Below are 24,739 nucleotides of genomic sequence, written 5' to 3'. Positions count from 1 at the left end.
TTGGTCTGCCAGTGATAGAAAAAAGACCACAATCGTAGCCGCAAGCACCCCGCCTCCAAAGTGATATGGCTAGCACTGGAATGGATAAAGCTATGGGGACAAACGCGATGCGTATGTTCATAAGGCCTAACGATTAAGCTAAGGGGCGGCGGCACGCCGTCCCAGCGAATGAAATGAGCGACTTCAGCGCCTTGTTAGGTGCTTGGCCGCATGGGCGTAATAGGCCAAAATTTCAATTTCTTGTGACTCGGTAAAATTAACCTCTGAAATTCTATTTTCTTTTTCAGCTGAAGCCTTCATTAAGATCCATAGCAAACCGCGAATTATGGTTGTCCAGTACTCACAACGCTCTATAAAAGTTTTTAAAAAAACAAGCGGGCTTTCTAGTTTTTCGGCGCTCTTGATATTGGATTTTGTTAGTCTCCAATAATTGTGAGCAATTAGATTTCTGTCTTTAATAAGGCTCTTTAATTCGGTCGTGCTTAATAATAGTTTTTCTCCAAAGGCTGTTTCTAGTTGCCCAAGTGTCGCCTTTAGATCCTCTGGGTCTCCGCGTAAAAACTTTTCAGGTGTTAACTCTCTGAATCGCTTTTCTTTCTGCGCTTCTGGTAAATGTGGTAGGTGAGATATTATTCCGTACAATGCGAACTCAAACTTCTGTACTGCAAGTAATGAGCCCCCAAGCAAAATGCATTCATCAATGTCCATGGAGATAATTTTTGCACCTAACTATAAATAGACCCCAAGTGGGGTAATAACGCTTTTACGGGCGTGGTGGATAACATTCCTTGTCCTCTCGGCTATCCCTATCTAGGCCGGGTTTTGTAGCGGTGCGATGACCGCTGGAGGGTGTTATGCACCATGACCGCTAAGCCACGGTTGCTTGATCAACGGCGTGATTACATTCACTTCTGACACTACCCCACTCGCACTGAGTGGGTCTATTGCGTTTGGCGACGAGTGGCCGAGGTTACTTATTGATGTTCGGCCGCAGAGCCCTGTCTATTGCTGCTTCGAGTTCACCACTTTGGTCAGCAGCGTCCAGCGCGGCGCGTCGGCACTGTTGAGCCGGCACGGCAATGCGCGGCCTGCTGCAGGGCTGTTGCTGATGCGTTTGAGCTCGTCACTGCCGAGTACCGAAAGGAACTGCATGTCGCCGCAGCGCTCGGTCTTGAGGATGATTTCCAGGGACTGGCCGTCGCCGACAAAGCGGGTAGTGAACGGAGCCGTCCATTTCTCGGTCTCGCCGCTGTCGAAGCGGATAAAGGCGCTGGCCACGCCGTTGCGCCCAAGCGTCAGCCAGGCGCCCTGGCCTTCAGGGTCGGCAGGCTCGTTGAGGTCACAGCCCCCCAGCAGCAACGCCAGGGACATTACGAGAAAACGGCGCATGACTAACTCCTTGTGGTCTGATGCCTTAATTCTGCCTGCAATCGCGGCGCTGGCCGAGGGTAAAAATCAACAAACCGCACAACTTCCTTGAGTTGAATGCACGACCAGCACTTGCACAATCTTGCGTTTATTCGTCGCGCGCGAGTGGCGTTCGGCGTTTGCCGCGTTAGCATTGGCGCCAATAGGAGCCGCCCATGCCCGCGCTTGCCCACTTCCAGGTGTTCAATACCCTCAGCCATTCGCGTGCCACGCTTGAGCGTAGCGCGCAGGTGGCTGAGGGCATGGCGTTGGCGGTGTGGTCCAACGCCCATGACGCCACGGGTTACAGCACACCGGGCCATCACACCATCGGCTGTTACCTGGACGGTGGCCTGGGCACCTTCCGCCGTGATCAGCCCGGCCACAAAGGCGCCCCAGACAAGCTGTGCATTTTGCCGGCCGAGCATCAGTCGGCCTGGGTGGTGAACGGCGAGCTGCGTTTTATCCACCTGTACTTCGATGTCGAGCAATTTGCCCTCGGCGCCGTGCGCCTGCTCGACCGCGAGCCGCGCGAAACCCGGCTGCATGAACGCACCTTTATCGACGAGCCGCTGCAAACCGCCCGCTTTCGCGCTCTCAGCCAGCTCGACTGGCACGAGCCGGCGGAACGCCTGCTGTGTTCCAGCCTGGCCTGCGCCATCCTCGATCACAGCCTGCTCAGCCACAGCGGCCGCCGTCAGGACTTGCAGGTCAAGGGCGGGCTGGCCGCGCACCAGCGCAAAGACTTGCTGGACTACATAGAGCAACACCTCGACCAACCACTGAGCATCGACGAGTTGGCGCAGCGGGTGGCGCTGTCGCCCTATCACTTTGCGCGCATGTTCCAGCTCAGCGTCGGCCTGGCGCCCCATCGCTATGTGCTCACGCGCCGCCTGCAGCGCGCCGCCCACTTGTTGCAGCACAGCCATCTGGCCTTGGGCGAGATTGCCCTGAGCTGTGGTTTTGCCAGCGCCAGCCACTTCAGCAACCGCTTTCGCCAGGCCTTTGGCGCCACGCCAGGGCTGTATCGCCAGGCATTGGCACACTGATCACCTAGCAGGCCATTGAAAAGGCTCTGTACACGTTATGCGTTGAGGGGGCGATTGAGCTTGTGTAGGAGCGGATTTATCCGCGAAATTCGCGGCTGACGCCGCTCCTACGGCGCGACGCTAGCGCTGCAACAGTTAACGGGTACATAGCCATTGAAAAACTGCCTGAGTTGCCTATACGGCGTTAAAAACCGACTAAGACGGCTCATTTACAACAGTAAACTCCGCGTCTTCGCCGGTTTTTGCCTTGTCTAAGCTGCCTCGCCTACATTTTTCAACAACCTGCCAATCTGCCCCCAGCTGTGCCAGACTCACCGGCTTTGCGTCTATTCGGCTTCTCGATTCGACCTATCGCCCGCGAGGCACGCCCGATGACCCTGGATATCTTGCAGTTGCACCAGGACGACTGGCGCGCCAGCATCGGCGGCGGCAACTTCGACCGTGGCGTGCGCTATGCCGCCGAAGGCCGCAGCCAGTTGCTCAGCCTCCACCAGCAAACCCTGATGGCCAGCTGCCGCGGCACCAGCGGCCAGGTGTACCGACAGCGTATCCAGTTGCAGGCCCAGGAGTTTGGCTGGCGCATCGACGGCCATTGCGGCTGCCCGGTGCGCTACAACTGCAAGCACGTGGTCGCCGCCCTGCTCACCCTGCAGGCCCAGCAGGAAGCCGGCCTACCGCCGCCGCCCTTGCCTCTGCTGCCTCCGCCACCGACCAAAATCGCCAGCGAACCGCAGGTAGAAGAACGCCTGGAAGGCCTGCAGCCGACCGCCGTACTCAGCCTCGGCAGCCATGTGCGCATGCACTTCGATGCACGCAAGGGCCGTATGCACGAACAGACCCAGCACCGCGCCGCCCTGGCCTTCGAGTACCAGGGCCAGCGCACCTTCGGCAAACCGGCCAAGGACCTGCTGGTGCGCCAGAGCCCAACTCTAACGCTACGCATCGTTCGTGATGCCGCAGCCGAAGCACGTCTGCGTCGCAGTCTGGAAGACGCCGGGATGCAGGTGTCGCTGCGCCAGAGCGAGGCGCTGCCAGCCGAAGCCGGCGAACCCTTCGAGCTGGACAGCGATGGCGCCTGGCTGCAGTTCTACCAGCAGCGCGTGCCCGAGCTGCGCGCCGCCGGCTGGCAGGTGCTGGTGCGCCCGGACTTCCAGTTCAACCTGCAAACGGTGGACGATTGGTACGCGCAGATCGACGAAGCCCCCGAGCACGACTGGTTCGACCTAGAGCTGGGCATTGAGCTAGACGGCCAGCGCATCAGCCTGTTGCCGATTCTGCTGCAGGCGATTCGCCGCACGCCCTGGCTGCTGAATGGCGACGCCGTGGCCAAGCGCCCGGACAGCGACCTGCTGACGGTAAGCCTGCCGGACAAACGCCGCGTCGGCCTGCCCTTTGCCCGTTTGAAGCCGCTGCTGGCGACTCTCGGCGAGCTGTTCTTCCGCGACCCACTGGCCGGCAGCGAGCCTTTGCGCTTGCCCCGTGCCGATGCCGCGCGTCTGCAGACCCTGGCCCAGGGCCCGGCCCTGCACTGGCACGGCGGCGAGCAGCTGCGTGACTTCGCCAGTCGCCTGCAACAGCTGCCGCAACAAGCTATCAGCGCGCCCAGCGGCCTGCGTGCAACCCTGCGGCCTTATCAGTTGGAAGGCCTGGCCTGGATGCAAACCCTGCGCGAACTACGCGTTGGCGGTGTGCTGGCCGATGACATGGGCCTGGGCAAAACCGTGCAGACCCTCGCCCATGTGCTCGCCGAGAAACAGGCCGGGCGCCTGACCGCGCCGGCGCTGATCGTGATGCCCACCAGCCTGATCGCCAACTGGCAGGACGAGGCCGCGCGCTTCGCCCCGGAGCTGCGTGTGCTGGCCCTGCATGGCAGCAAACGCCGCGCACTATTCAGCCAGATCGGCAATCACGATCTGATCCTCAGCACCTACGCCCTGCTGCCCCGCGACCTCGCCCTGCTCAGCGCCCAGCGCTATCACCTGCTGATTCTCGATGAAGCGCAGAACATCAAGAACCCGCGCAGCAAGGCCGCCCTCGCCCTGGCGCAGATCCAGGCCGAGCAGCGCCTGTGCCTGAGTGGCACACCGCTGGAAAACCACCTGGGCGAGCTCTGGTCGCTGTTCAACTTCCTCATGCCCGGCTGGCTTGGCGACAGCAAAAGCTTCCAGCGCGACTACCGCACGCCGATCGAGAAGCAGGCCAACGCCCAGCGTCTGACCCATCTGCACGGGCGGATCAGGCCCTTCCTGCTGCGCCGCACCAAAGAGCAAGTGGCCACCGAGTTGCCGGCAAAAACCGAAATCACCCACTGGGTCGAGCTGACCGCCGCCCAGCGCGACCGCTACGAAACCCTGCGCCTGGCCATGGACCAGAAGGTCCGCGCCGAGATCGCCCGCCAGGGTCTGGCGCGCAGCCAGATCGTCATCCTCGAAGCTCTGCTACGCCTGCGTCAGTGCTGCTGCGACCTGCGCTTGTTGGACGAGCCCCCCAGCGACCTCGACAGCCGCGACTCGGGCAAGCTCAGCAGCCTGTTGGAAATGCTCGATGAATTGACCGCCGCTGGCCGCCGGGTGCTGCTGTTCTCGCAGTTCACTTCGATGCTGGCGCTGATCGAAACCGAACTGCAGGCGCGGCAGATCGGCTACGTCAAACTCACCGGTAGCACCCAGGACCGGCGCACCCCGGTAGAACAGTTCCAGAGCGGCCAGGTGCCGGTGTTTCTGATCAGCCTGAAAGCTGGCGGCGCCGGCCTCAACCTGACCGCCGCCGACACCGTGATCCACTTCGACCCCTGGTGGAATCCGGCAGTCGAAGCCCAGGCCAGCGACCGTGCCTACCGCATCGGTCAGGACAAGCCGGTGTTCGTCTACAAACTGATCGCCCGCGGCAGCCTGGAAGAGAAAATTCAGCAACTGCAGCAGAACAAGGCCAGCCTCGCCCGCGGCCTGCTGGACAGCGAAGGGCTGGGCCAGCTAGCGCTCGGCGAAGAGGAATTGCAGGCCTTGTTTGCACCGCTGGGCGGGCAGTGAACGCCGGGCGATTCAACAGGCCGTTGAAAAATGTAGGCGAGGCGGGCAAGACAAGGCAAAAACGGCCGAGAAAGCGGAGTTTACAGGCTGTAAATGAGCATTTTGAGGCCGTTTTTAACGCAGTATTGCCAACGCAGGTAATTTTTCAACGGCCTGTTAGCTATCACGGCGGTAGTCGCCAGGTGTCTTGCCAGTCCACTTCTTGAACGCCCGCCGGAAATTCGACGGGTCGCTAAAACCCAGCAAGAAGGCAATCTCATACAGCGGCAACTGCGTGGTGCTCAGGTACTGCAGCGCCAGACGCTTGCGCACCTCATCAAGCACCTGCTGGTAGCTGGTGCCGAGGTCAGACAAGTGCCGGCGCAGGCTGCGGCCGCTGGTGTGCAGCGCCTGGGCGGCGCTATGCAGGTTGGGAAAATCCCCAGGACGGGCCAGCAGCAAACGCCGCACGCGGGTCAGCAACCCTTCCTGCACATCAAGGGTGGAGAGCAAGGCCTCGCATTGCTGCTCGCACATCTGCACGGTGCCAGGATTGGCCAGGGCCATCGGTTGAGCCAAATAGCGTTTGGGCATGCTCAGCGAATGCCAAGGCTGATCGAACTGCGCCGCCACACCGAAGATCTCGCGGTAGCGCTCGGCATGAGCCGGCGCCGCATGGGCAAAGCCCACCGTCAGGCCTTGCAGATCGACCCCAACGAGAAAGCGCGCGATGCTGTACAAGCTCGCCAACAAGCCCTCGGCGGCGAAGCGCGTCAGCGGGCCCATGGGCATCGACTCGATGGCCCGTAACTCCATGCGCTCAGGGTGCTCAATCAACTCCAGATCGAAGGTCAGGCCCAGCACCCGGTAATACTTCAGGGCAAATTGAATGGCTTGGCCGAGGTTGGCGCTGGCCAGCACCGCATATCCGAGAATGCCGTGGCTGGACACGTTCAGACGCTGGCCCAGCAACAGCCCCAGAGCGGGCTCATGGCAGGCCTGCAAGGCGGCAATGGCGAGTAGGTTGAAGTCGATAAACGACACCCGCCCGTTAGGGTGTTGCAGCACCTGAGGCTTAACCCGCGCAGCCGCAAACAACGCGTCACGCTCAACCCCAAAGGTGTGTGCCAACTCCAGCAGGGCCTCGACATAGGTCAACGGCACCAACTCGGTGGTGAGATTAAGTGGCGGTTTCATCTTGTTATTCTTATGAGTTTTCTGGCCGGATATGACCCGAATATTGGCAGAAGATAACCTTGGCCGTGCTCGCTAACAAGCCTAGAGTTAAAGCTCTAGATTTTGTTTGCCCACAGGGAGTTGTCATGATCAGCACCACGCCGCCCGGTTTGCAGATTCGTCCCCGCCACCTGGACTTTGACCTGCCCAACCCATTGCCGCGCCACTGGCACGGCGGCGATGCGTTCAAGACCCACCTGTTCGATGCGATGTCGGTGCTGTTTCCCGATGGCGAGCGTTTCTTTATCGATTCGGTGCGCTTGTTTCGCGACCAGATCAGCGACGCCACCCTGAATGAGCAGATCCGCGGGTTTATCGGCCAGGAAGGCCACCACAGCCGTGAGCATCTGGAATACAGCCAGCGCCTGCGCGACCTCGGCTATGACGTTGACTACCTGGAGCGCGGCATCAAGCGCCGCCTGGCATTTGTGCGCAAGCACCTGCCCGCCAAGCTCCAGCTAGCGGCCACTACCTCGGTAGAACACCTCACCGCCATCATGGCCGATGCTGTGTTGAGCAATCCGCAATGGACCGCCGGCGCCGACCCGGCGATGGCCAAACTGTGGCGCTGGCATGCCCTGGAAGAGACTGAACACAAGGCAGTGGCCTTTGATGTGTTCCAACAAGTGAGCGGCAGCAAATGGCTGCTGCGCCGGGCCATGTTGCAGAGCACCTTCTTTTTCACCTTCGACACCACCAAGGGCTTGATCCATATGCTCAAGCGCGACGGCCTGCTGTGGAACTGGCGAGTCTGGCGTGACGGCCTGGTTTGGCTGTGGGGCAAAGACGGCATCTTCCGCAAGCTTGTAGGCGCCTATGCAGACTTCTATAAGACCGGCTTCCACCCTTGGCAACACAACAACCTGCACCTGGTTGAGCAGTACCGCGACGAGTTCGACGAAGCCACGACCAAGGCCGTAGCAGCCTAACTCTCAGCTACAAAAGCAAAGACCCCTAACGGGGCCTTTTTGTTTTAAAGCCCCGCAACACTAGGGCTAGCGACCAGCCCTACCGTTCGACTGGCAAACCGGCAATGGCCACATATGACTGCAACATTGGCTGATGTGCACCTGTGCCCGCTGCCAGCGCGGCGCCATAGTCCGGCCACGCTCACGCCACTCTCAGGGAGTCACCATGGCCAGCACTACACCGGCAGGTTTGCAGATTCGCCCTCGTCACCTGGACTTCAACCTGCCCAAGCCGCTACCGCGCCATTGGCATGGCGGCGATGCGTTCAAGACACATCTGTTTGATTCGATGTCGGTGCTGTTCCCCGACGGCGAACGCTTCTTCATCGACTCGGTGCGGCAGTTCCGCGACCAGATCAGCGACCCGGTATTGAAGGAGCAGATTCGGGGCTTTATCGGCCAGGAAGGCCATCACAGCCGTGAACACATGGAATACAGCAACCGCCTGCGCGACCTGGGCTACGACATCACCACCATCGAGCGCCGCGCCCAGGCACGGATTCGCTTCACCCAGAAGAAGTTCTCGCCGCAACGCCAACTGGCGGCCACCGCAGCACTGGAGCACATCACCGCGATCCTCGCCGACGGCTTGCTGCAAAACCCCGCCGCACTGGCCGGCGCACACCCGGCCATGGCGCGCTTGTGGCGCTGGCATGCATTAGAAGAAACCGAGCACAAAGCCGTGGCCTTCGACGTTTACAACCAGGTCTGCGGCAGCCGCAAACTGCTGCGCCGGGCCATGCTGATGGGCACCTTTTTCTTCTTCCTCGACTCCACGCGCGGCCTGCTGCATATGCTCAAACGCGACGGCCTGCTGTGGAACTGGCGCCTGTGGCGCGATGGCCTGCAATGGACGTGGGGCAAACAGGGGATTTTCCGCCCACTGATCGGTGCCTACCTGGACTTCTTCAAAGCCGGCTTCCACCCCTGGCAGCACAACAATCTCGAACTGCTGGAGAAGTTCAGCAGCGAATTTGAACCCGCCGCCACCGCCGCAGCCTGAGTCGACATAAAAAAAGGCCCCTCGCGGGGCCTTTTTTTGGCATGTGGTCAGCCCAGCAAAAAGCGCCGAGCATCGGCCGCGCTTTGGGCTGGTATCTCTTCCATCGGCACATGCCCAACACCCGGATAAACCTTCACCTCGATACCCGGCAGATCACGCTGCCAGAGCGGCACGTGCTTAGGTGAAATCCAGCGATCACGCTCACCCCAAAGCAACAGGGTTGGTGCCTTGATCTGCGCCACCCGCGCAGGCGTGGTATGCAGCTCGTCGCGATTGACCTGCAGCAGCACACGGAAGATCTGCATCATCGATTTGCGATTGCCGGGGCGGCGACTGAGGTCGTAATAGCGCTGAATGACCCCCGACTTAATCCGCCCACGGTCACCGTAAACCTCCTTCACGCCCTGGGCGATCAACGCCTGCGGCATCCACAGCGGCATCGCCAGCGTGGCGCCTGGCAAGGCAGCGGAGGCGATCATCCATGGCACCTTGGCCATCGGGTAACCGGCAGGATCGATCAGCACTAGCTTGTTTACCCGCGCAGGTTTGAGCACGGCATAGTTCCAGGCGATATAGCCACCCAGGGAATTGCCAACCAGAGACGCCTGACTGACGCCCAGTTGATCCAGCAGCAAGTCGAACACCTCAATCATGCGCTCGGCCGAGTAAACGCCATCTGGCGCCGGGCCGGTGAGGCCAAAGCCAGGCACATCGAAACGAATCACCCGGTAGTCCGCCGCAAAGGCCGGTAGCCAGTCATCCCAGGTGTGCAATGAAGCAACAACCCCATGGATCAGCACCAACGCTGGCTTGTTACGGTCGCCTTCATCGCGGTAGTGAACATTGAAACCGCCCAGTTCGATAAACCGCGAGCCGCTGTCCGGATGGGCGTAGCGGTCCTTCAGGCCCGCCAGCGACAGCGGACCAAAACCCAGGCGCGCGACCCCGGCCGCCAAGGGCGGTTGCAGGGCAGTTTGAGCGTTCGACATGCAAGCACCTCATCAATACTGTTGTTGTTATGAGCGGCTATCAGAGCATGCACACTAGGGATGTTGCGCCCAGCCGAAGGGTGTGTCGCTCAAGCGGCCGGAGGGGGTTCAGGACACAACGAGGCGATCAATAAATCGCCCAGTACCGCCTTGGCCCGCTCGATGTCCGCACGCTTGGCCGCACTGCCAAGTAGCTCCAGCGAGGCGGCTTCCAGGGCCCAGATCAACGCCCGATAAGTCAACGGATCACGTGTCGAATGCGGGTCATGCAGCCGCTCGGTCAGCAGCTCGACCATTTCCAGGTGAGCCCGTTGCCGATGGGCCGCCAAAGGTGAATCGGCCCGCAGCGCTTCCTCTTGCATGAGGCGAATGATCGGCCCCACAGCCAAGTGGTAATCGAAGAACAGCGACACCATGCTGCGCAGCCAGGCCGGCGAGCTGCCAGTGGCGTACTGCATATCGCGAAAGCGCGCCAACAGCAACGAAACAGCGGTCTGGTAGATGCCTTCCAGCACATCCATCTTGTTGTTGAAGTACTTGTAGAAGGTGCGACGCGAGACCTTGGCCGCCACCAGCAAATCATTCACCGTGGTCTCGACCAGGCCCTTGCTGGCAAACACCGGGATGGCCGCCAACTGGATATTGGTGCGTTGCAAATGGCCAACCAACGGCCCTTCCACCCCGCCACTCTGCTCGCGCGCGACTGCTCCGTAGCCGCCCAGGTCCTCGAATACCGCGCGCACCGCACCCGGCTGTGCGCCATCCAGTTGCATCATTATTTGCTCCCAACCAAGGCGCGGGTGACGACGGCCTTCGAGCTGGTTACTCTTGGCCTCGCCCTCACCCTCCGGACTGCTGATCGCCGATGAAGCTAACACGCCGCCCGCTCTGGCCGCTGGCCATCCTTTTACTGGTTTTATGCGCGCCAGTAGGTGCCGCAGAGCTGTTCTACCTTGGCGAAAAAATCCCCGACGTGCAGCGTCCATGGAACAGCGCCGATTACCGACAAATGATTGCGGCCCTGGAGAAAATCGATAAGACCCAGGCCAATGCCCTGCCGCGGCGCAGCGGCGAGTTCACCGGGCCGATCTACCTGCGCCTGGTCAGCGAGGAGAACTTCAAGCCGCAACTGAATATCTACGCGCCGCTGGAACTGCGCCAGAACGAAGCGCGGGAGGTGCTGCTGCAGCTCAAAGAGCTGATGCGCCTGTACTTTGATTTCGGCGCCAAGCAACAGCCTTATGGTGCCGAAGCACTGGGGTTGATGACCTATTCGATGCGTCAGCAGGCGGTGCTGTTCACCCTCACCACCGAGTTCTGGACGACCCTATCGCCCAACGAACAACGCAACCCAGTGCGCCTCAAAGGCCTGCAGGAGGCCAAGGCTGCCGCCGCCATGCTGACCTCCAGCGCGCTGGATTATCTGCAGTTGAGCAAGCAATTCAGCCGAGACGATCTGGTGCTATATGGCGCCGAACTGGCCAAGCAGTTGCCGGACTTGTTCGTCCACCTGCCCGCAGCCGCGCGCCCGGAACTGCTGGCGCGAATCGAGCAACTGGCCGCCAGCCACAACTACCCGCAGGTACGCAGCAGCCTCAGCGAGCTGGTGCCGGTATTGGCCGTGATACAGGCAGATGTCGACCGCCAGCAGGCTCAGCCGCTGCAGCAGAACTCCGCGCCCGCCGTTCACCTGGACCTGTCGCCGCCCGAATCAGCTCAGTAAGCCGAGCGCCTTGGCTCGCGCCACCGCCTGGGTGCGCCGCTCAACATCAAGCTTGCTGTTGATGTGCCGGGCGTGGGTTTTCACCGTATTCAGCGAGATAAACAAGCGCTCGCTGATTTCCTGATTTGAACAGCCCTGAGCAATCAACTGCAGCACGGCCAGCTCACGACTGCTCAAGGCCTCATTCAGGCTTGCCAGCTCCGGTGCTTCCGGCGCCGCGCTAGCCTCCGGCAATAACTGCAGCAGGGCCTCACGCTGCGGGCTTTCGGGCCGCGCCTGGAGCTGTTCACTTAGCCACTGCGGGCGCTGCTCAAGCAACTCGCGAAACGGCAGTAAAGCGCCACCCGCCGTACCATCCAGACAGCGCCCAAGCACCTCCAGCGCCTGCGGCTCACGCCCCTGGGCCAGCAGCACTTGCACCAGATGGACCTGGACAATACTGCCGAGCAAATGCGCCCCGGCCTCTTCCACCCGCAACAACAACGCCCGTAAACGCCGCTCAGAAGACTCCAGCGAGCCCTGCTGCCGCTCCAGAGCGGCCTGTTGCAACTCGATATGCAGCGGCAGTTGCGGATGGAACTCTGGCGCCGCTGCGCCCTGCTCGCCGCCATAGGTCTCGGCCAGGCGCGTCAGCCAGGCGGGCGCCAACTCCAGCTGACCTTGCAGCAGCCACAGCTCGCATTTGACCAGGGTAATCATGGCCACGTAGTAAATCGCCGGCACATCCCAGATATGCATCAGACGCTCGGCTTCCGCCAACTGAGCAAAGGCTTCGGGCAGCCGACCGCTGCGCCCCTCAAGGCTGGCCAACACGCAGTAGCCAATCAGCAGGCTGACGTCGCGACAAGCGCGCGCTTCGTTGATGCCGGCCAGCAACTTCAAGCGGGCGGCCTCCGGCTGCAGCTGCAAACTGAGCAGGTAGCCTTCGTACAAGGTCAGACGAGCCCGCACGGCATACAGCCGTGTGGTCGGCAAATCAGCCAGGCGATTGAGGCCCAGGCGAACTTCAGCCAGGGCCCGCCGCACCTCACCACGCGCTTGCAGCACACGGGCACGGTCGTAATAGGCCAACCCCTCAAACAGCGGATTGCCGATACGCTGCGCCAGCTCCAAACCCTCACGGTTGAAACCCCGTGCGCGCCATAAGTCCCCATCAACAACAGCCAGGTTGGCCAGGGTCGACAGGCACATCAAGCGCAGGCCGAAGTGCTCGCTGGCCAGGCTCGCCAGGGCTTCAGCGCTGTACTGCTCAGCCAGCGCCACCTGACCTCGACCCCGAGCTATCACGCCGGACAACGCCAGCCAGCGGGCCAACAAGTCTTGTTGAGCACTCGCCGTGGGCGCTGGCAAAAAGCGTTCAAGCTGGACAGCCAGATCTTCGGCGGCGTCAAGTTGACAGGCCAGCACCAACGCCCAGCTGTAAATCATGATCAGTCGTGGTGTGCTGCTCAACAGACTGTCGGGCAGGTCCATCTTCCAGCGCAGCAACATGCCGACGTTCTGCTCGGCCAGCAACTGCTCTTCGGACAGCCCTTGCACCAGACTGGCGGCCACATCGGGCTGCCCAGCGAACAAAGCCTGCTCGACCGCCTCGTGCAGCAACCCCTGGGCACTGAACCAACGGCAGGCACGCAAGTGCAAGCTGGCTTGCGGCACGGTGAGGGGCGGCCGGGCCCGGAGTAAATCTGAGAACAGATGGTGATAGCGAAACCAATGCCCCTGCTCGTCCAGCGGCACCAGAAACACCTGATTGCTCTGTAGGTGGCGCAAGATCGCGGCGCTGTCGTGACTGTCACGTAGGGCATCACACAGTTCGGCGCAAAAGCGCTCCATGCAGGCAGTTTCATAGAGGAACGCTTGAACTTCCGGGGTTTGCCGCTCGATCACCTCATCCAGCAGATAATCTCGCACCAACCCCTCGGCGCCATGTACCGCCCGCGCCCGGGTGCTGTTCTGCCCATCTGTGTCAGTCAGCAGCCACAGGCGTAAACCGGCTACCCAGCCCTCGCTGCGCTGCAACAGATTATCCAGGCTGTCCTGCGGTACGTGCACATCCTGACGATCAACCAGCTCGCGGCTTTCGCCTTCGGTCAGGCGCAGGTCCTGCTCAGTCAGCTCCAGCAACTGCTGCGATAAGCGCAGGCGCGCCAGATGCCAATCCGGCCGCTGGCGACTGGTCACCAACAGGTGTATGCCAACAGGTAAATGATTAAGGAAAAACTGCAGGCAACGGTCCAGCACCGCACCCTGCGCCAGATGATAGTCATCCAGCACCACCAATACCGGTGCACGCGTGCTCAACTGCTGCGCCATCTCGTCAAGCACACCATCCAGCCACTCTTCATAGGCAAAAGGCTGGTGCCGCTGGCGGATTTTTAGCAACGCCACGGCCTCATCACCCAAGCCGGGAAAAAACTGTCGCAGACCGTCCAGCAGGCGCTCAAGAAAGCGCCCTGGATCACTGTCGCGGCGACTCAAACCTAGCCACAGGCTGCGCCAGTTGGCGGGCAACTGCTGACAAAACTCGCTAGCCAGGGAGCTCTTACCAAAGCCAGCCGGAGCCGTTAACAGCAATAAACGCCCTTGCAAACCCTGGTTCAGGCGCGCGCACAGACGTGGCCTGGACACATAGCCCAAGGGCAGCGGCGGACGAAAAAACCGTTCATCTGCGCTCTCATCAGGAGCACTTTCAGCAGCTTTTGAGCGAGAAAAATCCATCATCACGGGGTGTCTGGCCTATAGACGGCAGCGCGGACATGCGACGCTGCGCAGCCTAGCCCCTTGCGCACGGCATTTGAAGCCCCTTTATGACAGGCAATAAAAAACCGGCCCGTAGGCCGGTTCTCTTGCGCGTAAAACGGGGTGCTTAGCGCACGCCTTCCTGACGCAGTGCAGCCGGGGTGTAATCGCTTTCCGAAGCGGTGTAGTTGAAGTCGTAGGCTTGTTTCTCCTCGTTCTTCATACCCAGCGCCAGGTAACGACCGGACAGCAGGTCATACAGGGTTTCCACGGCATACCACGGCACTTGCTTGTCGTAGTAGTACTGGGAGTGAGCTTCAGCTACACGCCACAGGGTACCGCGACCGTCGTAGTGGTCGATTTCTACAGCCTGCCAGGTGTCTTCGTCGATGTAGATGTCACGCTTGGCGTAGATGTGACGCTCGCCCGGCTTCAGGGTTGCCACTACATGCCATACGCGGTGCAGCTCGTAACGAGTCAGATCCTGGTTGATGTGGCCAGCCTTGATGATTTCGTCGTACTTCAGGTTCGGCGAATCCAGACGGTAGCTGTTGTAAGGAATGTAGATTTCCTTTTTGCCTTCCAGCTTCCACTCGTAACGATCCGGCGCACCGTTGTACATGTCGAAGTTGTCGGAGGTACGCAGACCGTCGGAAGCGGTACCTGGGCCGTCATAGGACACCTGCGGAGCACGGCGCACACGACGCTGACCTGCGTTGTACAGCCACGCCAGACGCGGCTCCTTCACTTGGTCGATGGTTTCGTGCACCAGCAACACACCACCGGCCAGACGCGACGGCGCGGTCACACGCTGCTTGAAGTAGAACAACACGTTGCTCGGCTTGCTTGCGTCGTAGTCCTTCAGGGCACTGCGGAAGGTGAACTCGTCTTCGAACGACACCATCGAGTACGAACCATTCGGCTGCGGAGTTGCCTGGTTGACCAGACGACGGACGCTGCCACCGCGATAACGGGTGATCTGGTTCCAGATCGCTTCAACACCATTTTGCGGAATTGGGAACGGATAGGCCAGGCTGAAATTCTCCAGACCGTTACCGTTCTGAATCAGCTTGGTGTTCGTGGCGTTGGCTTTTACGGCAGCAGCAACAGCGGCTGGCACGGTCGCCGTACGATGGGTCGGGAATACCGGAATCTTGTAGCTGGTTGGATAACGCTTGAACATCGCCAGCTGGCCAGGGGTCAGCTTGTCTTTGTATTGATCAACGTTCTGCGCAGTGATGGTGAACAACGCCGTTTCGCTCGGGAACGGATCGGCTACGAAGCCCTTGGCATCAACAGCACCGGCATTCTGTGGCAGACCACCAGTCCACTCTGGAATCGAACCATCAGCATTACCGGCTTTCTCGGCGCCCAACGGAGTCAGAGTAGTACCGAGTTTGGCAGCTTCATCAGCAGAAACAGCAGCCATCACACTGGTGGCCAGCAGCGACAGGGCCAATACGCCAGTCTGCAGCAAGTTTTTTGTTGTAATCATTTTCATATATTCCCTCAAAATTCCTGTCCGCTTAGAAGTTCACGCCAACGCTGAGCGCAAGGAAGTCGCGGTCAACCGTAGTGTTGTATTCGCCACCGAAGAAATCGGTGTAGGAAAGACTAGCGGTGTAGGTGTTCTGGTACTCGGCATCCAGACCAACGCTGATGGCTTTGTTGCCTTCGTTGAAGGTAGGGCCGTAACCATCAACGTCATGGGACCAGGCTACGTTTGGCTTGAGGTTTACACCGGCAAACGCATCGTTGTAGTCGAGGATGGCGCGAGTGCGGTAGCCCCAAGAGGTGTTGGTGTAGAAGCCGGTGTCGTTGCACTCATCAGGGTTAGCCGGGTTTGCAATGCCAGTACACAAGGTATTGGTTGGATACTCGCCCGCGCCAAATTCAGGAGCGCGACCGAAACGCAGCTCGTTCTGCCCGAGGTTGCTAACGTGGGAGTAACCCACTTCACCTACCAAGGTCAGACGTTCAGCGCCGGCAACCTGATCAAAGAATTGAGTTGCAGTCACTTGAGCCTGAGTCAATGGCTTACGCACATAACCCGTCAATTCTTCGCCAGCACCAAAAGCCGCATGACCGCTGGTGAATATCGGAAGGTTAGTATTAACCCCAAGCGCCTGAGCCAAAGGCCCCTGAGCAATAGCGCCCAAGGTCAGATCGGTGGTGTTGATCTGCATTGGCATGTTTGGCCGATAGCTAATTTCACCATTGACCGCAGTGGAACCAATGTTGGTGGCAAAGCTGACGCCGTGCAGACGAATATCTTCCGGATACTCGAGGAAGTATTTGCTGTACAGCTCACCGGTGGACGGATCTTCAACCGAGTTAGGCAACAGGTAAACACTTTGGCCTGCGACATAAGTAGCGATCGGTGTACGGCTATGATAATTCATAGTGTAGAAACCGAACTCTGTGTCATTCAGCTCTGGGGAGAACCAGCGCAACGCAATACCGTACTGACCACTGTCACGCGCATCTTTGTCGCTTAGGCGACCCACATATTTGTAACCGGTACCACCTGGGCCGTCGAAATCGCTGCCCGCGATGGCAAGGCGATCATTACAGCCATCTGCGCCAACATCAGACGCAAAGAAAGTACCGCAGTTGTCTACAACTGTCTGGTCCCACTCGATCTGATAAAAAGCCTCAGCCGACAAGTTATCGGTAAAGCTCTGCGACACATAGAACATATTAACCGGGATCAGACCTTCCTTGATCTCGGCACCGGGACGACGGAAAGCGGCCACGTCAACCGGGTTGATTGAGTTGATACTGTTCTGGATAAAAGTACTTTCACCCCAACTTACAACTTGCTTACCCAAACGCACGGAACCCGGCAGGTCGGCGATGTTGTAGTTGTGATAAATAAATGCATCGAGGATTTCTGCGCCCGACGATTGCGCGGCTTGTTTACGATTGCTATCGCTGATGTCGTAAAGCAGGCGGTGTTCATCTTTCAGTTCAAAGTCGTACCAGTACTTGCCACGCACGAATACGCCGGTATCGCCGTATTTCAACTCAAGATCGTGAATGCCCTTAAAGATTTTCGAGAAAGTTTCACCCTTCTTGAAGTTCAAACGACCATCATCGCCAGTCTGCGAAGACGCGCCGCCGCCGTTGCGCGAACCGACCAGAGCAGGTTCGGCACCACGCATCGACCAGCTTGCGCCTACCGACAGCGAGGAGTCGACTTGACCTTCGATTTCACCAATATTGAAGTTAACCGCATAGGCCGGAGCGGCGAGTGCGGAAGCCAGGCTGACGGCCATTGGCAGCTTTGCCAGACGCCAGAAGGTTCTTGTTGTTGTCATCGACTCTACTCCATGTGCTTTTTGTTATGGATGCTGCGGACTATAGCCAGCAGTCGGTACTGCTTGATCCCTCGAAAGGGTGATTTGCACCCTGCAAACACTCTGGCTCGCAGGTTTCGCCAAGGCAGTCACAACGCCAACCCCGCACGGTGCGACTGCAGAACAGCAATTTACAAGCCAAACGCTTGTTTGACCGAGCAGTCACACCGACAAGGTGCAACGGCCGCGACTTAGAGCGTCGATAGGAAGGTACTGCCAGCCGCCTGCCACTGGGCGATATCCAGGCGAATACGTTTCTTATCGAGCTTGCCGACACTGGTCTTGGGAATATCGGTAACAAGGGCAATCTGCGTGGGAATAGCCCACTTGTTGATATGCCCTTGCTCAACGAAAGGCTTGAGATGCTCCTTCAATCCACGAGCATCCAGCTCGGCGCCTTCACGCAAGACCAGCAAGGCAAACGGCCGTTCACCCCACTGCGGATCGGCGATGCCAACCACGGCGACTTCCCGCACCGCAGGGTGACGACTGATCAGGTCTTCCAGCTCCAGCGAGGAAACCCACTCACCACCGGTTTTGATCACGTCCTTGATGCGGTCACGAATATCGATAAAACCCATACCATCGAGAGTGGCCACGTCACCGGTGTGCAACCAGCCGTGCTCCCAGAGTTCCTCACCCTTCTGCGGCTCGCGGAAATAGCCCTGAGTCAGCCAGGGAGCACGCAGCACCAGCTCGCCCTGGGCTTCGCCATCGTGAGGCAGGAAGCGTCCATCGGTGGTCATGATCGCCGTCTCGACCATTGGCACTGGCACACCGGCCTTGATCCGGTAGGTGGTGCGTTCATCTTCGCTACCGGCCAGCAACTCTTCGTTGATATGAGCACAGGAGATCAGCGGACAGGTTTCCGACATGCCGTAGGCAGCCGTCAGCTGAATACCGCGTGCTTTGGAGGCCTCGTACAACGAGCGATTCAAGGCGCTGCCGCCGATGATCAACTTCCAGCCACCAAAATCGACGCCGGCCGCGCCCTTGGCGTTGAGTATCATCTGCAGGATGGTCGGCACACAGTGGGAGAAGGTCACCTTCTCGCGCTTCCACAGGTCCACCAGCAACTCGGGATCGTAGCGCCCTGGATAAACCTGCTTAACCCCGAGCATGGTCGCCACATACGGCAGGCCCCAGGCATGTACATGGAACATCGGCGTGATAGGCATGTAGACGTCATCGGTGCCCATCAGGCGAATGCTGTCGAGACTCCCCACAGTCGCCGCAGCCGCCAGGGTGTGCAACACCAACTGCCGATGAGTGAAGTACACCCCCTTCGGATTACCCGTAGTACCCGTGGTGTAGAAGGTGGTGGCCACCGAGTTTTCGTCAAAATCGGCAAAGGCATAGCGGCTGCCGGCAGCAGCCAACAGGGTTTCATACTCGCCGACCAAGCCCGGAAGATCGGCAGTTTTGTCTTCGGCGTCGGTCAGTAGCAGGGTCTTTTCGACCGTGGTCAGCTGGCCGACGATGCTGTTGTAGAGCGGTACGAACTCGCTGTTCACCAGCACGAGTTTGTCGTCGGCGTGATTCATGGTGTAGAGAATCTGGTCGGCCGACAGGCGAATGTTGATGGTGTGCAGCACCGCGCCAATCATCGGAATAGCAAACATGCACTCCAGGTAGCGGTGACTGTCCCAATCCATCACGGCAACCGTATCACCGGCCCGCACGCCGGCGTCAGTCAAGACATTGGCCAGACGCGCCACACGCTCATTAAAGGTGGCATAGCTGTAACGCAGCTGGTCGCGATAAACGATCTCGCGGGTGCGCTCATAACGACTGCCCGACAACAGCAAACTTTTGATCAGCAAGGGGTACTGGTAGGCATTGGGCGCCGACGGGATGATTCGGGTCTGCAACATGGAAAGCACCTGCACGCATTGTTTTTATGACTGGCGGCAGTCTAGGACGCGGTGCGCAGCGGCAAATCAGCCAAAAGAATGATTTGCCCGATGACTCTTCAGCCACTTCCAGTCACGCGATAGAATAAAAGCCCTTGGCCGGTCGCGGCCGATCATCCTCAGAGGTAGTTTGTGATGTCCGATATCGTCATCGTTAGCGGCGCCCGCACCCCCATGGGCGGCTTCCAGGGCAGCCTGTCCAGTGTTCCGGCCGTTGAACTGGGCGCCATCGCCATCCGCGAAGCGGTTGCTCGCGCCGGCATTCAACCTGGCGATGTAGAAGAAGTGATCATGGGTTGCGTACTGCCCGCCGGCCTCAAGCAAGGCCCAGCACGTCAGGCCGCCCTGGGTGCCGGCTTGCCAAGTGCTGCTGGCTGCACCACCGTCAACAAACTCTGTGGCTCAGGGATGAAAGCCGTAATGCTGGCCCACGACGCCCTCAAAGCCGGCAGCAACAGCGTAATGGTCGCCGGCGGCATGGAAAGCATGTCCAACGCGCCATACATCCTGGAGAAAGCTCGCACCGGCCTGCGCATGGGCCACGGTGAAATCAAAGACCACATGTTCCTCGACGGCCTGGAAGATGCCCGCACAGGTCGGCTGATGGGCTCCTTTGCCCAGGAAACGGCGGACCAATACGGAATCAGCCGCGAAGAGATGGACGCCTACGCCATCGAATCACTGAAGCGCGCCCAGAACGCCATCAACAGCGGCGTGCTGGCCAGTGAAATCGTCCCAGTCACCGTCAGCAGCCGCAAAGGCGACGTACTGGTCAAAGACGACGAGCAGCCACTGAACGCCAATCTGGAAAAAATTCCGGGGCTCAAGCCAGCCTTCCGCAAAGACGGCACCATTACCGCCGCCAACGCCAGCTCGATCTCCGACGGCGCCAGCGCCCTGGTGCTGATGACGGCCGAAGAAGCGGCCAAGCGCGGCCTCAAGCCACTGGCCAAGATTGTTGCCCACGCCACCCAGAGTCAGGACCCGAGCGAGTTCACCATTGCACCGATCGGTGCAATGACCAACCTGCTGAAAAAAGCCGGCTGGGACAAGAACGACGTGGACCTGTTCGAGATCAACGAAGCTTTCGCCATGGTGACCATGCTGGCCATGCGTGAACATGGCCTGGATCACGCCAAGGTCAACGTCTACGGCGGCGCCTGCGCCCAAGGTCACCCTGTAGGGTCTACCGGCTCACGCATCATCGTCACTCTGATCAACGCCCTGCAACGCACCGGCGGCAAGCGTGGCGTGGCCTCGCTGTGCATCGGTGGCGGCGAAGCTACCGCGGTAGCCATTGAGCTGATCTAACTCGCGCGCGCAATAAAAAGCCCCGACTGGTTCGGGGCTTTTTTATATGCAGACATCATCAACGACTACCCTCAGGACTTCAGCCCCTGGGTCAGCCCGAACATCAACAGGAGCAAATCCTGATCAGGCTGCACTTGCACCTCAGCTCCGGCATTAATCGGCAACCGACAGTATTCCTGACCACTCAAACCACTCAGCACCGCAGGCGCCGGCTCACTCCAGGCCATTGCCGCAAACGACGTAATGCCCAGCGCCCCAGCGAGAAAAAAACCTCGTGCAATTTCTAGCTTCATCATCTCAACCCCTTGAAAGCGCTGCCAAACGCTGTTTCATAACCATAGATGAATGCTTGCCACTGCAAATCAGACCACGACGAACGGCGCTTTAACTGTTCAATGTCATGCTGCGCGGCTTGGCCCACAGTGAAACGCTGCCGGCTTTTCTCCAGATCAAGTAACGCGACCTCTACGTCTTCGCCCTGCACCCGCACAAAAACATGCTTCATGCGTAAACAACCATGCTGCCAGCGCCCCCGATTGAAGCGTGCAATACAAGCGCCAAGCGCCTGTAAAATCTGCTGATGCTGGGCTTCGCCCCACACCTGCTCATCACCCCGCGCGTAACACTCTTCCAGACTGCTAAAACCCTCAAGCGCCTCTGTAACCAATAACGCCTGCCATACACCCGCGACCTTACGGCAATGGGCATACACCACTTTCGGCACCGTGACCTTGAGCGCAATGCAGGCCCGTAACACATCACGTTCACGCATGGCGGTGGGATAGCCAAATGGGTATCGCAACGAATGGTAGGTATGTGCCACCTGTTGCTTGCAATACAGCACGGCACCACTCGCGGTGCGCACCCGTTTGACTCCACTTTCGCCACCCCGACGGCTATTCGGTGGCTCGACCCACTCTCCTGGCAATGCCAGCCACTGATCAAAAGCGTCTTGCGGATCAAGCTTCAGCAATACATTGACATCAACCGGCATGAAATCGTTCCTAGCGACGAATAATCAGGGGGATGCAATGAGCATAACAACATCAGTACCGCTCAGGGCTAGCAGGATATGCACCGTCAGAAACGTACCTGAGCCGACGCCAAAACCACCTGAAAGCGGCAACCGCTAGGCTCCATCGCCGTCAGCTCGACGCTCCAGCCCTGACTGACACAGATGCGCCGCACCAGTGACAGGCCCAGCCCTAGGCCATCACCCCGCTGTTCGCCGCCGCGGACAAACGGTTGAAACATAGCCTCGCGCTCACTCTCGGGGATGCCAACCCCCGTGTCCTCAACGGTAAAGCCCTGATCATCGACCCGCAGGGTAATTTGTCCGCTGTTGGTGTAGTGCCAAGCATTGCGTAACAGGTTGCCCAGCACGGTACGCAGAAAGACTGCGTGATAACGCTGAGCGCCTGTAACACTCTGCTCATAGATGAACTGCAGCCCCTTGCTCTCCATAGGCTGGCGCCACTGCTGGGCCAACTCATCGGCGACAACAGCCAAGGTGCTTTGCACCGCCATGGCAGCGGCATCGCCCTGATCACGCGCCAGGAGCAAAAAGGTTTGCACCAGTTCGCGCATTTCTTCACTGGCACGGGCAACACGCTGCACCTGAGCACGCCCACGGGTGTCCAGCGAAGGGTTTTCCTGCAGCAACTCGCACGAGCTGGCCAGTACCATCAACGGCGTACGCAACTCGTGGCTGACATCGCTGGTAAACAGCTGTTCGCGCTTGAGTGCATGGCGCAACATCCCCAGCGCATCGTCAAACGCCGACGCCAACTGACCAACTTCGTCATTGGCATAATCCAGCGCCAAAGCTGGAGCCAGAGCCAGCAGTTGTTCGGGCTGACGCACCTGCTGGGCCAAACGCACCACCGGCTCGATCACCTTGCGTGCCAGCAGCCGCCCCAGCAGCATGGCCAGACCAAGACTGACAATAAACCCCACCAGCACCACCGAGTACAGGGCCTGCTCACGGTCTTCGAAATCGCTTTGATCCTGCAGCAATACGTATTTGCGCCCTTCTACCTCGCGGACAAACGCATGGTAGGCATGCTCACCATGGAAAACCTCCTGAAAGCCCGGCTGCAAGTTCTGTAGATACGCCGGCAAGGCAAAGCGCCCAGGACCGTCGGAGAAATGAAACAACTGATCCGGCTGTGGCTTGTGCCGCCAGTCATCGACCGTATCCATCAACAGCAAGCGATCCAGGTCGCCGCGCAACACCCCGGAGAGCAGCCGCTCCTCCATCACATGCACAGCCTTGACGATGCCCAAGCCAAAGACGCCGCCCACCAGCAGCGTCATTAGCACGAAAGCGATCACAATCCGTTGCGACAGGCCCTGCTTAAACTCCATCGGCGACCTCCGCCAGGCGATAACCGACCCCATGCAAGGTCTGCAGCAACGGCCGCGGGAAGGGTTTATCGATCACCTGACGCAATTGATGAATGTGGCTGCGCAAGCTGTCGCTGTCCGGGCAGTCGTCGCCCCAAAGCGCCTCTTCCAGCACTTCGCGGCGCAGCACATGGGGGCTCTTCTGCATCAATACAGCCAGCAGCTTCAAGCCCACAGGATTGAGCTTGAGCAAACGCCCGGCCCGCGTGACCTCCAGCGTATCGAGGTCGTAAGTCAGGTCGGCCACCTGCAGGCAACGCTTGCCGCCACCCTGGGCGCGGCGCAGTACCGCCTCGATTCGCGCGGTCAACTCGGACAGCGCAAAAGGCTTGACCAGATAGTCGTCGGCACCGGCCTTGAAGCCCTGTAGACGGTCATCCAGCTGATCACGGGCGGTCAGCATGATCACCGGGGTTTCCCGCCGCGCATCCTCACGCAAGCGCCGGCACAGGGTGTAGCCATCCAACCCAGGCAGCATCACATCCAAGACAATCAGGTCGTAGTGCTCGGTTGCCGCCAAATGCAGGCCGGATAAACCATCCTGAGCGCAATCGACGCTGTAGCCCTTCATCTCTAGGTAATCGGCCAGATTGGCCAGAATGTCGCGATTATCTTCAACTAACAGAATGCGCATGGGCTCCCCCTTTGTCTTCGCCCACTTTCGGCGTGCCAGCTTAAGTGCAACTTAAAGGCTCTGACAGAATTTTCACATCCAGCGAACACCGCCTCGACACGTCCTGCAGCACAGTGTCAAAGCCCCAACCTCTGGGTGCGCACCATGACATTGCACGGGTGAAAAACTCGTCGCCTCGTCAATCGCAACAACCTGCACCTTCAACCTAGCGGAACACGGCATGCCCTTTTCTACCGCCCACTCACACCCACTGAACCCCTGGTTATGCCTAGGCTTGCCGTTGCTGATGATGGTGCTGTTGCTTGTAGTACCAACCACCGGTATTGATTTCGCCATCACCCAGTATTTCTACACTCCTGGGGTGGGCTTTGCCGGCAAGCACAGTTACTGGCTGGAAAATATCCTGCATGACCGCGCCAAACAGGTCGTCATAGTGCTGGGCTTGCTGGCACTGGCGGGGCTGATTACCAGCTTCGTCTATCGGCCCTGGCGTTGGCTGCGCCTACCGTTGGGCTACCTGGTGCTGTCTATTAGCCTCTCATCCAGCGTCGTCACACCACTCAAAGTGGTGACCGGCGTGCACTGCCCCTGGGATCTGGCAGAGTTCGGCGGCAGTGAAATCTTCACCCCATTGCTGAGCGCCCGCGCACCCACCGAACACCCAGGCAAGTGCTGGCCCGGCGGGCACGCCAGCAGCGGCTTCATCTTCTTTGCCCTGTATTTTGTCCTGCGTGATCGGCGACCACGCCAGGCCAAGGCGGCGCTGATTTTTGCCCTGGCATTAGGCAGCCTGCTCTCCATTGGCCGCGTTATGCAGGGTGCGCATTTTCTCTCGCACAACCTCTGGACTGCCTTGTTCGACTGGATGATTGCCCTGGGCTTTTATCACCTGCTGCTCTATCACCCCCGGCCGAAAAGCCTTGAGCAACTGGCACCACAGACTGTTCGAGACAACTAAGAGCCCCCTTCAAACAGATAATTCCAGACATAAAAA

20 protein-coding genes are annotated in these 24,739 nt (G+C 59.4%); 7 read left to right on the top strand and 13 right to left on the bottom strand.

Translation table 11 applies throughout. From position 1 onward, the window contains the following. Window positions 1-183: 183 nt before the first annotated feature. Both AC56DI_RS07150 and AC56DI_RS07145 read right to left on the bottom strand, forming a co-directional pair. A complete protein-coding gene (locus AC56DI_RS07150) occupies window positions 184-708 on the bottom strand; it encodes a hypothetical protein (RefSeq protein ID WP_496345533.1) in 525 nt (174 codons plus the stop codon). Window positions 709-1,002: 294 nt separating this feature from the next. Then, window positions 1,003-1,389: a hypothetical protein gene (locus tag AC56DI_RS07145; protein ID WP_496345532.1), complete on the bottom strand. Its 387-nt coding sequence runs from the start codon at window positions 1,387-1,389 to the stop codon at window positions 1,003-1,005. Window positions 1,390-1,583: 194 nt separating this feature from the next. Between AC56DI_RS07145 and AC56DI_RS07140 the strand changes: the two genes are divergently transcribed. Together AC56DI_RS07140 and AC56DI_RS07135 are read left to right on the top strand one after the other, a co-directional pair. Then, window positions 1,584-2,456, top strand: a complete 873-nt coding sequence (locus tag AC56DI_RS07140; RefSeq protein ID WP_496345531.1) for a helix-turn-helix domain-containing protein — start codon at window positions 1,584-1,586, stop codon at window positions 2,454-2,456. 371 nt (window positions 2,457-2,827) lie between these two features. Further along, a complete protein-coding gene (locus AC56DI_RS07135) occupies window positions 2,828-5,485 on the top strand; it encodes a DEAD/DEAH box helicase (protein WP_496345530.1) in 2,658 nt (885 codons plus the stop codon). 156 nt (window positions 5,486-5,641) lie between these two features. On the opposite strand, the gene AC56DI_RS07130 is transcribed toward AC56DI_RS07135, so the two are convergent. Continuing rightward, window positions 5,642-6,661, bottom strand: a complete 1,020-nt coding sequence (locus AC56DI_RS07130) for an AraC family transcriptional regulator (RefSeq protein ID WP_496345529.1) — start codon at window positions 6,659-6,661, stop codon at window positions 5,642-5,644. A 125-nt stretch (window positions 6,662-6,786) separates the two neighbouring features. Here AC56DI_RS07130 and AC56DI_RS07125 point away from each other — a divergent pair, with 125 nt between their 5' ends. Then, complete coding sequence (locus tag AC56DI_RS07125) at window positions 6,787-7,629, top strand: metal-dependent hydrolase (protein ID WP_496345528.1); 843 nt, start codon at window positions 6,787-6,789, stop codon at window positions 7,627-7,629. 205 nt (window positions 7,630-7,834) lie between these two features. Continuing rightward, on the top strand, window positions 7,835-8,671 hold the full coding sequence (locus tag AC56DI_RS07120; RefSeq protein WP_496345527.1) for a metal-dependent hydrolase: 837 nt from the start codon (window positions 7,835-7,837) through the stop codon (window positions 8,669-8,671). Between the two features lie 47 nt (window positions 8,672-8,718). Here AC56DI_RS07120 and AC56DI_RS07115 read toward each other — a convergent pair whose 3' ends face one another. Both AC56DI_RS07115 and AC56DI_RS07110 read right to left on the bottom strand, forming a co-directional pair. Then, on the bottom strand, window positions 8,719-9,660 hold the full coding sequence (locus AC56DI_RS07115) for an alpha/beta fold hydrolase (protein ID WP_496345526.1): 942 nt from the start codon (window positions 9,658-9,660) through the stop codon (window positions 8,719-8,721). A gap of 89 nt (window positions 9,661-9,749) precedes the next feature. Further along, window positions 9,750-10,427 (bottom strand): TetR/AcrR family transcriptional regulator, encoded by a 678-nt coding sequence (locus AC56DI_RS07110; RefSeq protein ID WP_496345822.1) that lies wholly within the window; start codon window positions 10,425-10,427, stop codon window positions 9,750-9,752. Between the two features lie 98 nt (window positions 10,428-10,525). Here AC56DI_RS07110 and AC56DI_RS07105 point away from each other — a divergent pair, with 98 nt between their 5' ends. Further along, the gene (locus tag AC56DI_RS07105) at window positions 10,526-11,383 is read left to right on the top strand and encodes a hypothetical protein (RefSeq protein ID WP_496345525.1); all 858 of its coding nucleotides are present in this window, start codon (window positions 10,526-10,528) and stop codon (window positions 11,381-11,383) included. On the opposite strand, the gene AC56DI_RS07100 is transcribed toward AC56DI_RS07105, so the two are convergent. From AC56DI_RS07100 to AC56DI_RS07085, 4 genes are all read right to left on the bottom strand, one after another. Next, window positions 11,372-14,104: a winged helix-turn-helix domain-containing protein gene (locus AC56DI_RS07100; protein WP_496345524.1), complete on the bottom strand. Its 2,733-nt coding sequence runs from the start codon at window positions 14,102-14,104 to the stop codon at window positions 11,372-11,374. The two genes, AC56DI_RS07105 and AC56DI_RS07100, sit on opposite strands and share 12 nt — an antisense overlap. Before the next feature lie 145 nt (window positions 14,105-14,249). Beyond that, complete coding sequence (locus AC56DI_RS07095; protein ID WP_496345523.1) at window positions 14,250-15,617, bottom strand: DUF1329 domain-containing protein; 1,368 nt, start codon at window positions 15,615-15,617, stop codon at window positions 14,250-14,252. A 31-nt stretch (window positions 15,618-15,648) separates the two neighbouring features. Continuing rightward, window positions 15,649-17,442: a DUF1302 domain-containing protein gene (locus tag AC56DI_RS07090; protein WP_496345522.1), complete on the bottom strand. Its 1,794-nt coding sequence runs from the start codon at window positions 17,440-17,442 to the stop codon at window positions 15,649-15,651. Window positions 17,443-17,672: 230 nt separating this feature from the next. Then, on the bottom strand, window positions 17,673-19,355 hold the full coding sequence (locus AC56DI_RS07085; protein WP_496345521.1) for a fatty acid--CoA ligase: 1,683 nt from the start codon (window positions 19,353-19,355) through the stop codon (window positions 17,673-17,675). A 174-nt stretch (window positions 19,356-19,529) separates the two neighbouring features. Between AC56DI_RS07085 and AC56DI_RS07080 the strand changes: the two genes are divergently transcribed. Next, window positions 19,530-20,705 carry a thiolase family protein gene (locus tag AC56DI_RS07080; protein ID WP_496345520.1) on the top strand — a complete coding sequence of 392 codons (1,176 nt, stop codon included), beginning with the start codon at window positions 19,530-19,532 and terminating at the stop codon, window positions 20,703-20,705. Window positions 20,706-20,776: 71 nt separating this feature from the next. Here the strand turns inward: AC56DI_RS07080 and AC56DI_RS07075 are convergent, their stop codons facing one another. From AC56DI_RS07075 to AC56DI_RS07060, 4 genes are all read right to left on the bottom strand, one after another. After that, complete coding sequence (locus tag AC56DI_RS07075) at window positions 20,777-20,998, bottom strand: hypothetical protein (RefSeq protein WP_496345519.1); 222 nt, start codon at window positions 20,996-20,998, stop codon at window positions 20,777-20,779. Then, window positions 20,998-21,699, bottom strand: a complete 702-nt coding sequence (locus AC56DI_RS07070; protein WP_496345518.1) for a lipopolysaccharide kinase InaA family protein — start codon at window positions 21,697-21,699, stop codon at window positions 20,998-21,000. Before AC56DI_RS07070 ends, AC56DI_RS07075 begins: the two co-directional genes overlap by 1 nt. An 86-nt stretch (window positions 21,700-21,785) precedes the next feature. Beyond that, on the bottom strand, window positions 21,786-23,072 hold the full coding sequence (locus AC56DI_RS07065) for a sensor histidine kinase (RefSeq protein WP_496345517.1): 1,287 nt from the start codon (window positions 23,070-23,072) through the stop codon (window positions 21,786-21,788). Beyond that, on the bottom strand, window positions 23,062-23,745 hold the full coding sequence (locus tag AC56DI_RS07060) for a response regulator transcription factor (protein ID WP_496345516.1): 684 nt from the start codon (window positions 23,743-23,745) through the stop codon (window positions 23,062-23,064). The genes AC56DI_RS07065 and AC56DI_RS07060 overlap by 11 nt, the downstream gene beginning before the upstream one ends. Window positions 23,746-23,965: 220 nt before the next feature. Here AC56DI_RS07060 and AC56DI_RS07055 point away from each other — a divergent pair, with 220 nt between their 5' ends. Next, window positions 23,966-24,703, top strand: coding sequence for a phosphatase PAP2 family protein (locus AC56DI_RS07055; RefSeq protein ID WP_496345515.1), 738 nt, complete (start codon window positions 23,966-23,968; stop codon window positions 24,701-24,703). Window positions 24,704-24,739: the final 36 nt, after the last annotated feature.

This window comes from Pseudomonas sp. BGA-UO-ETr-WB11 (assembly GCF_059567785.1).
The sequence above is the reverse complement of the archived record's forward strand: the minus strand, read 5'-3'. Positions and strand labels throughout refer to the sequence as shown.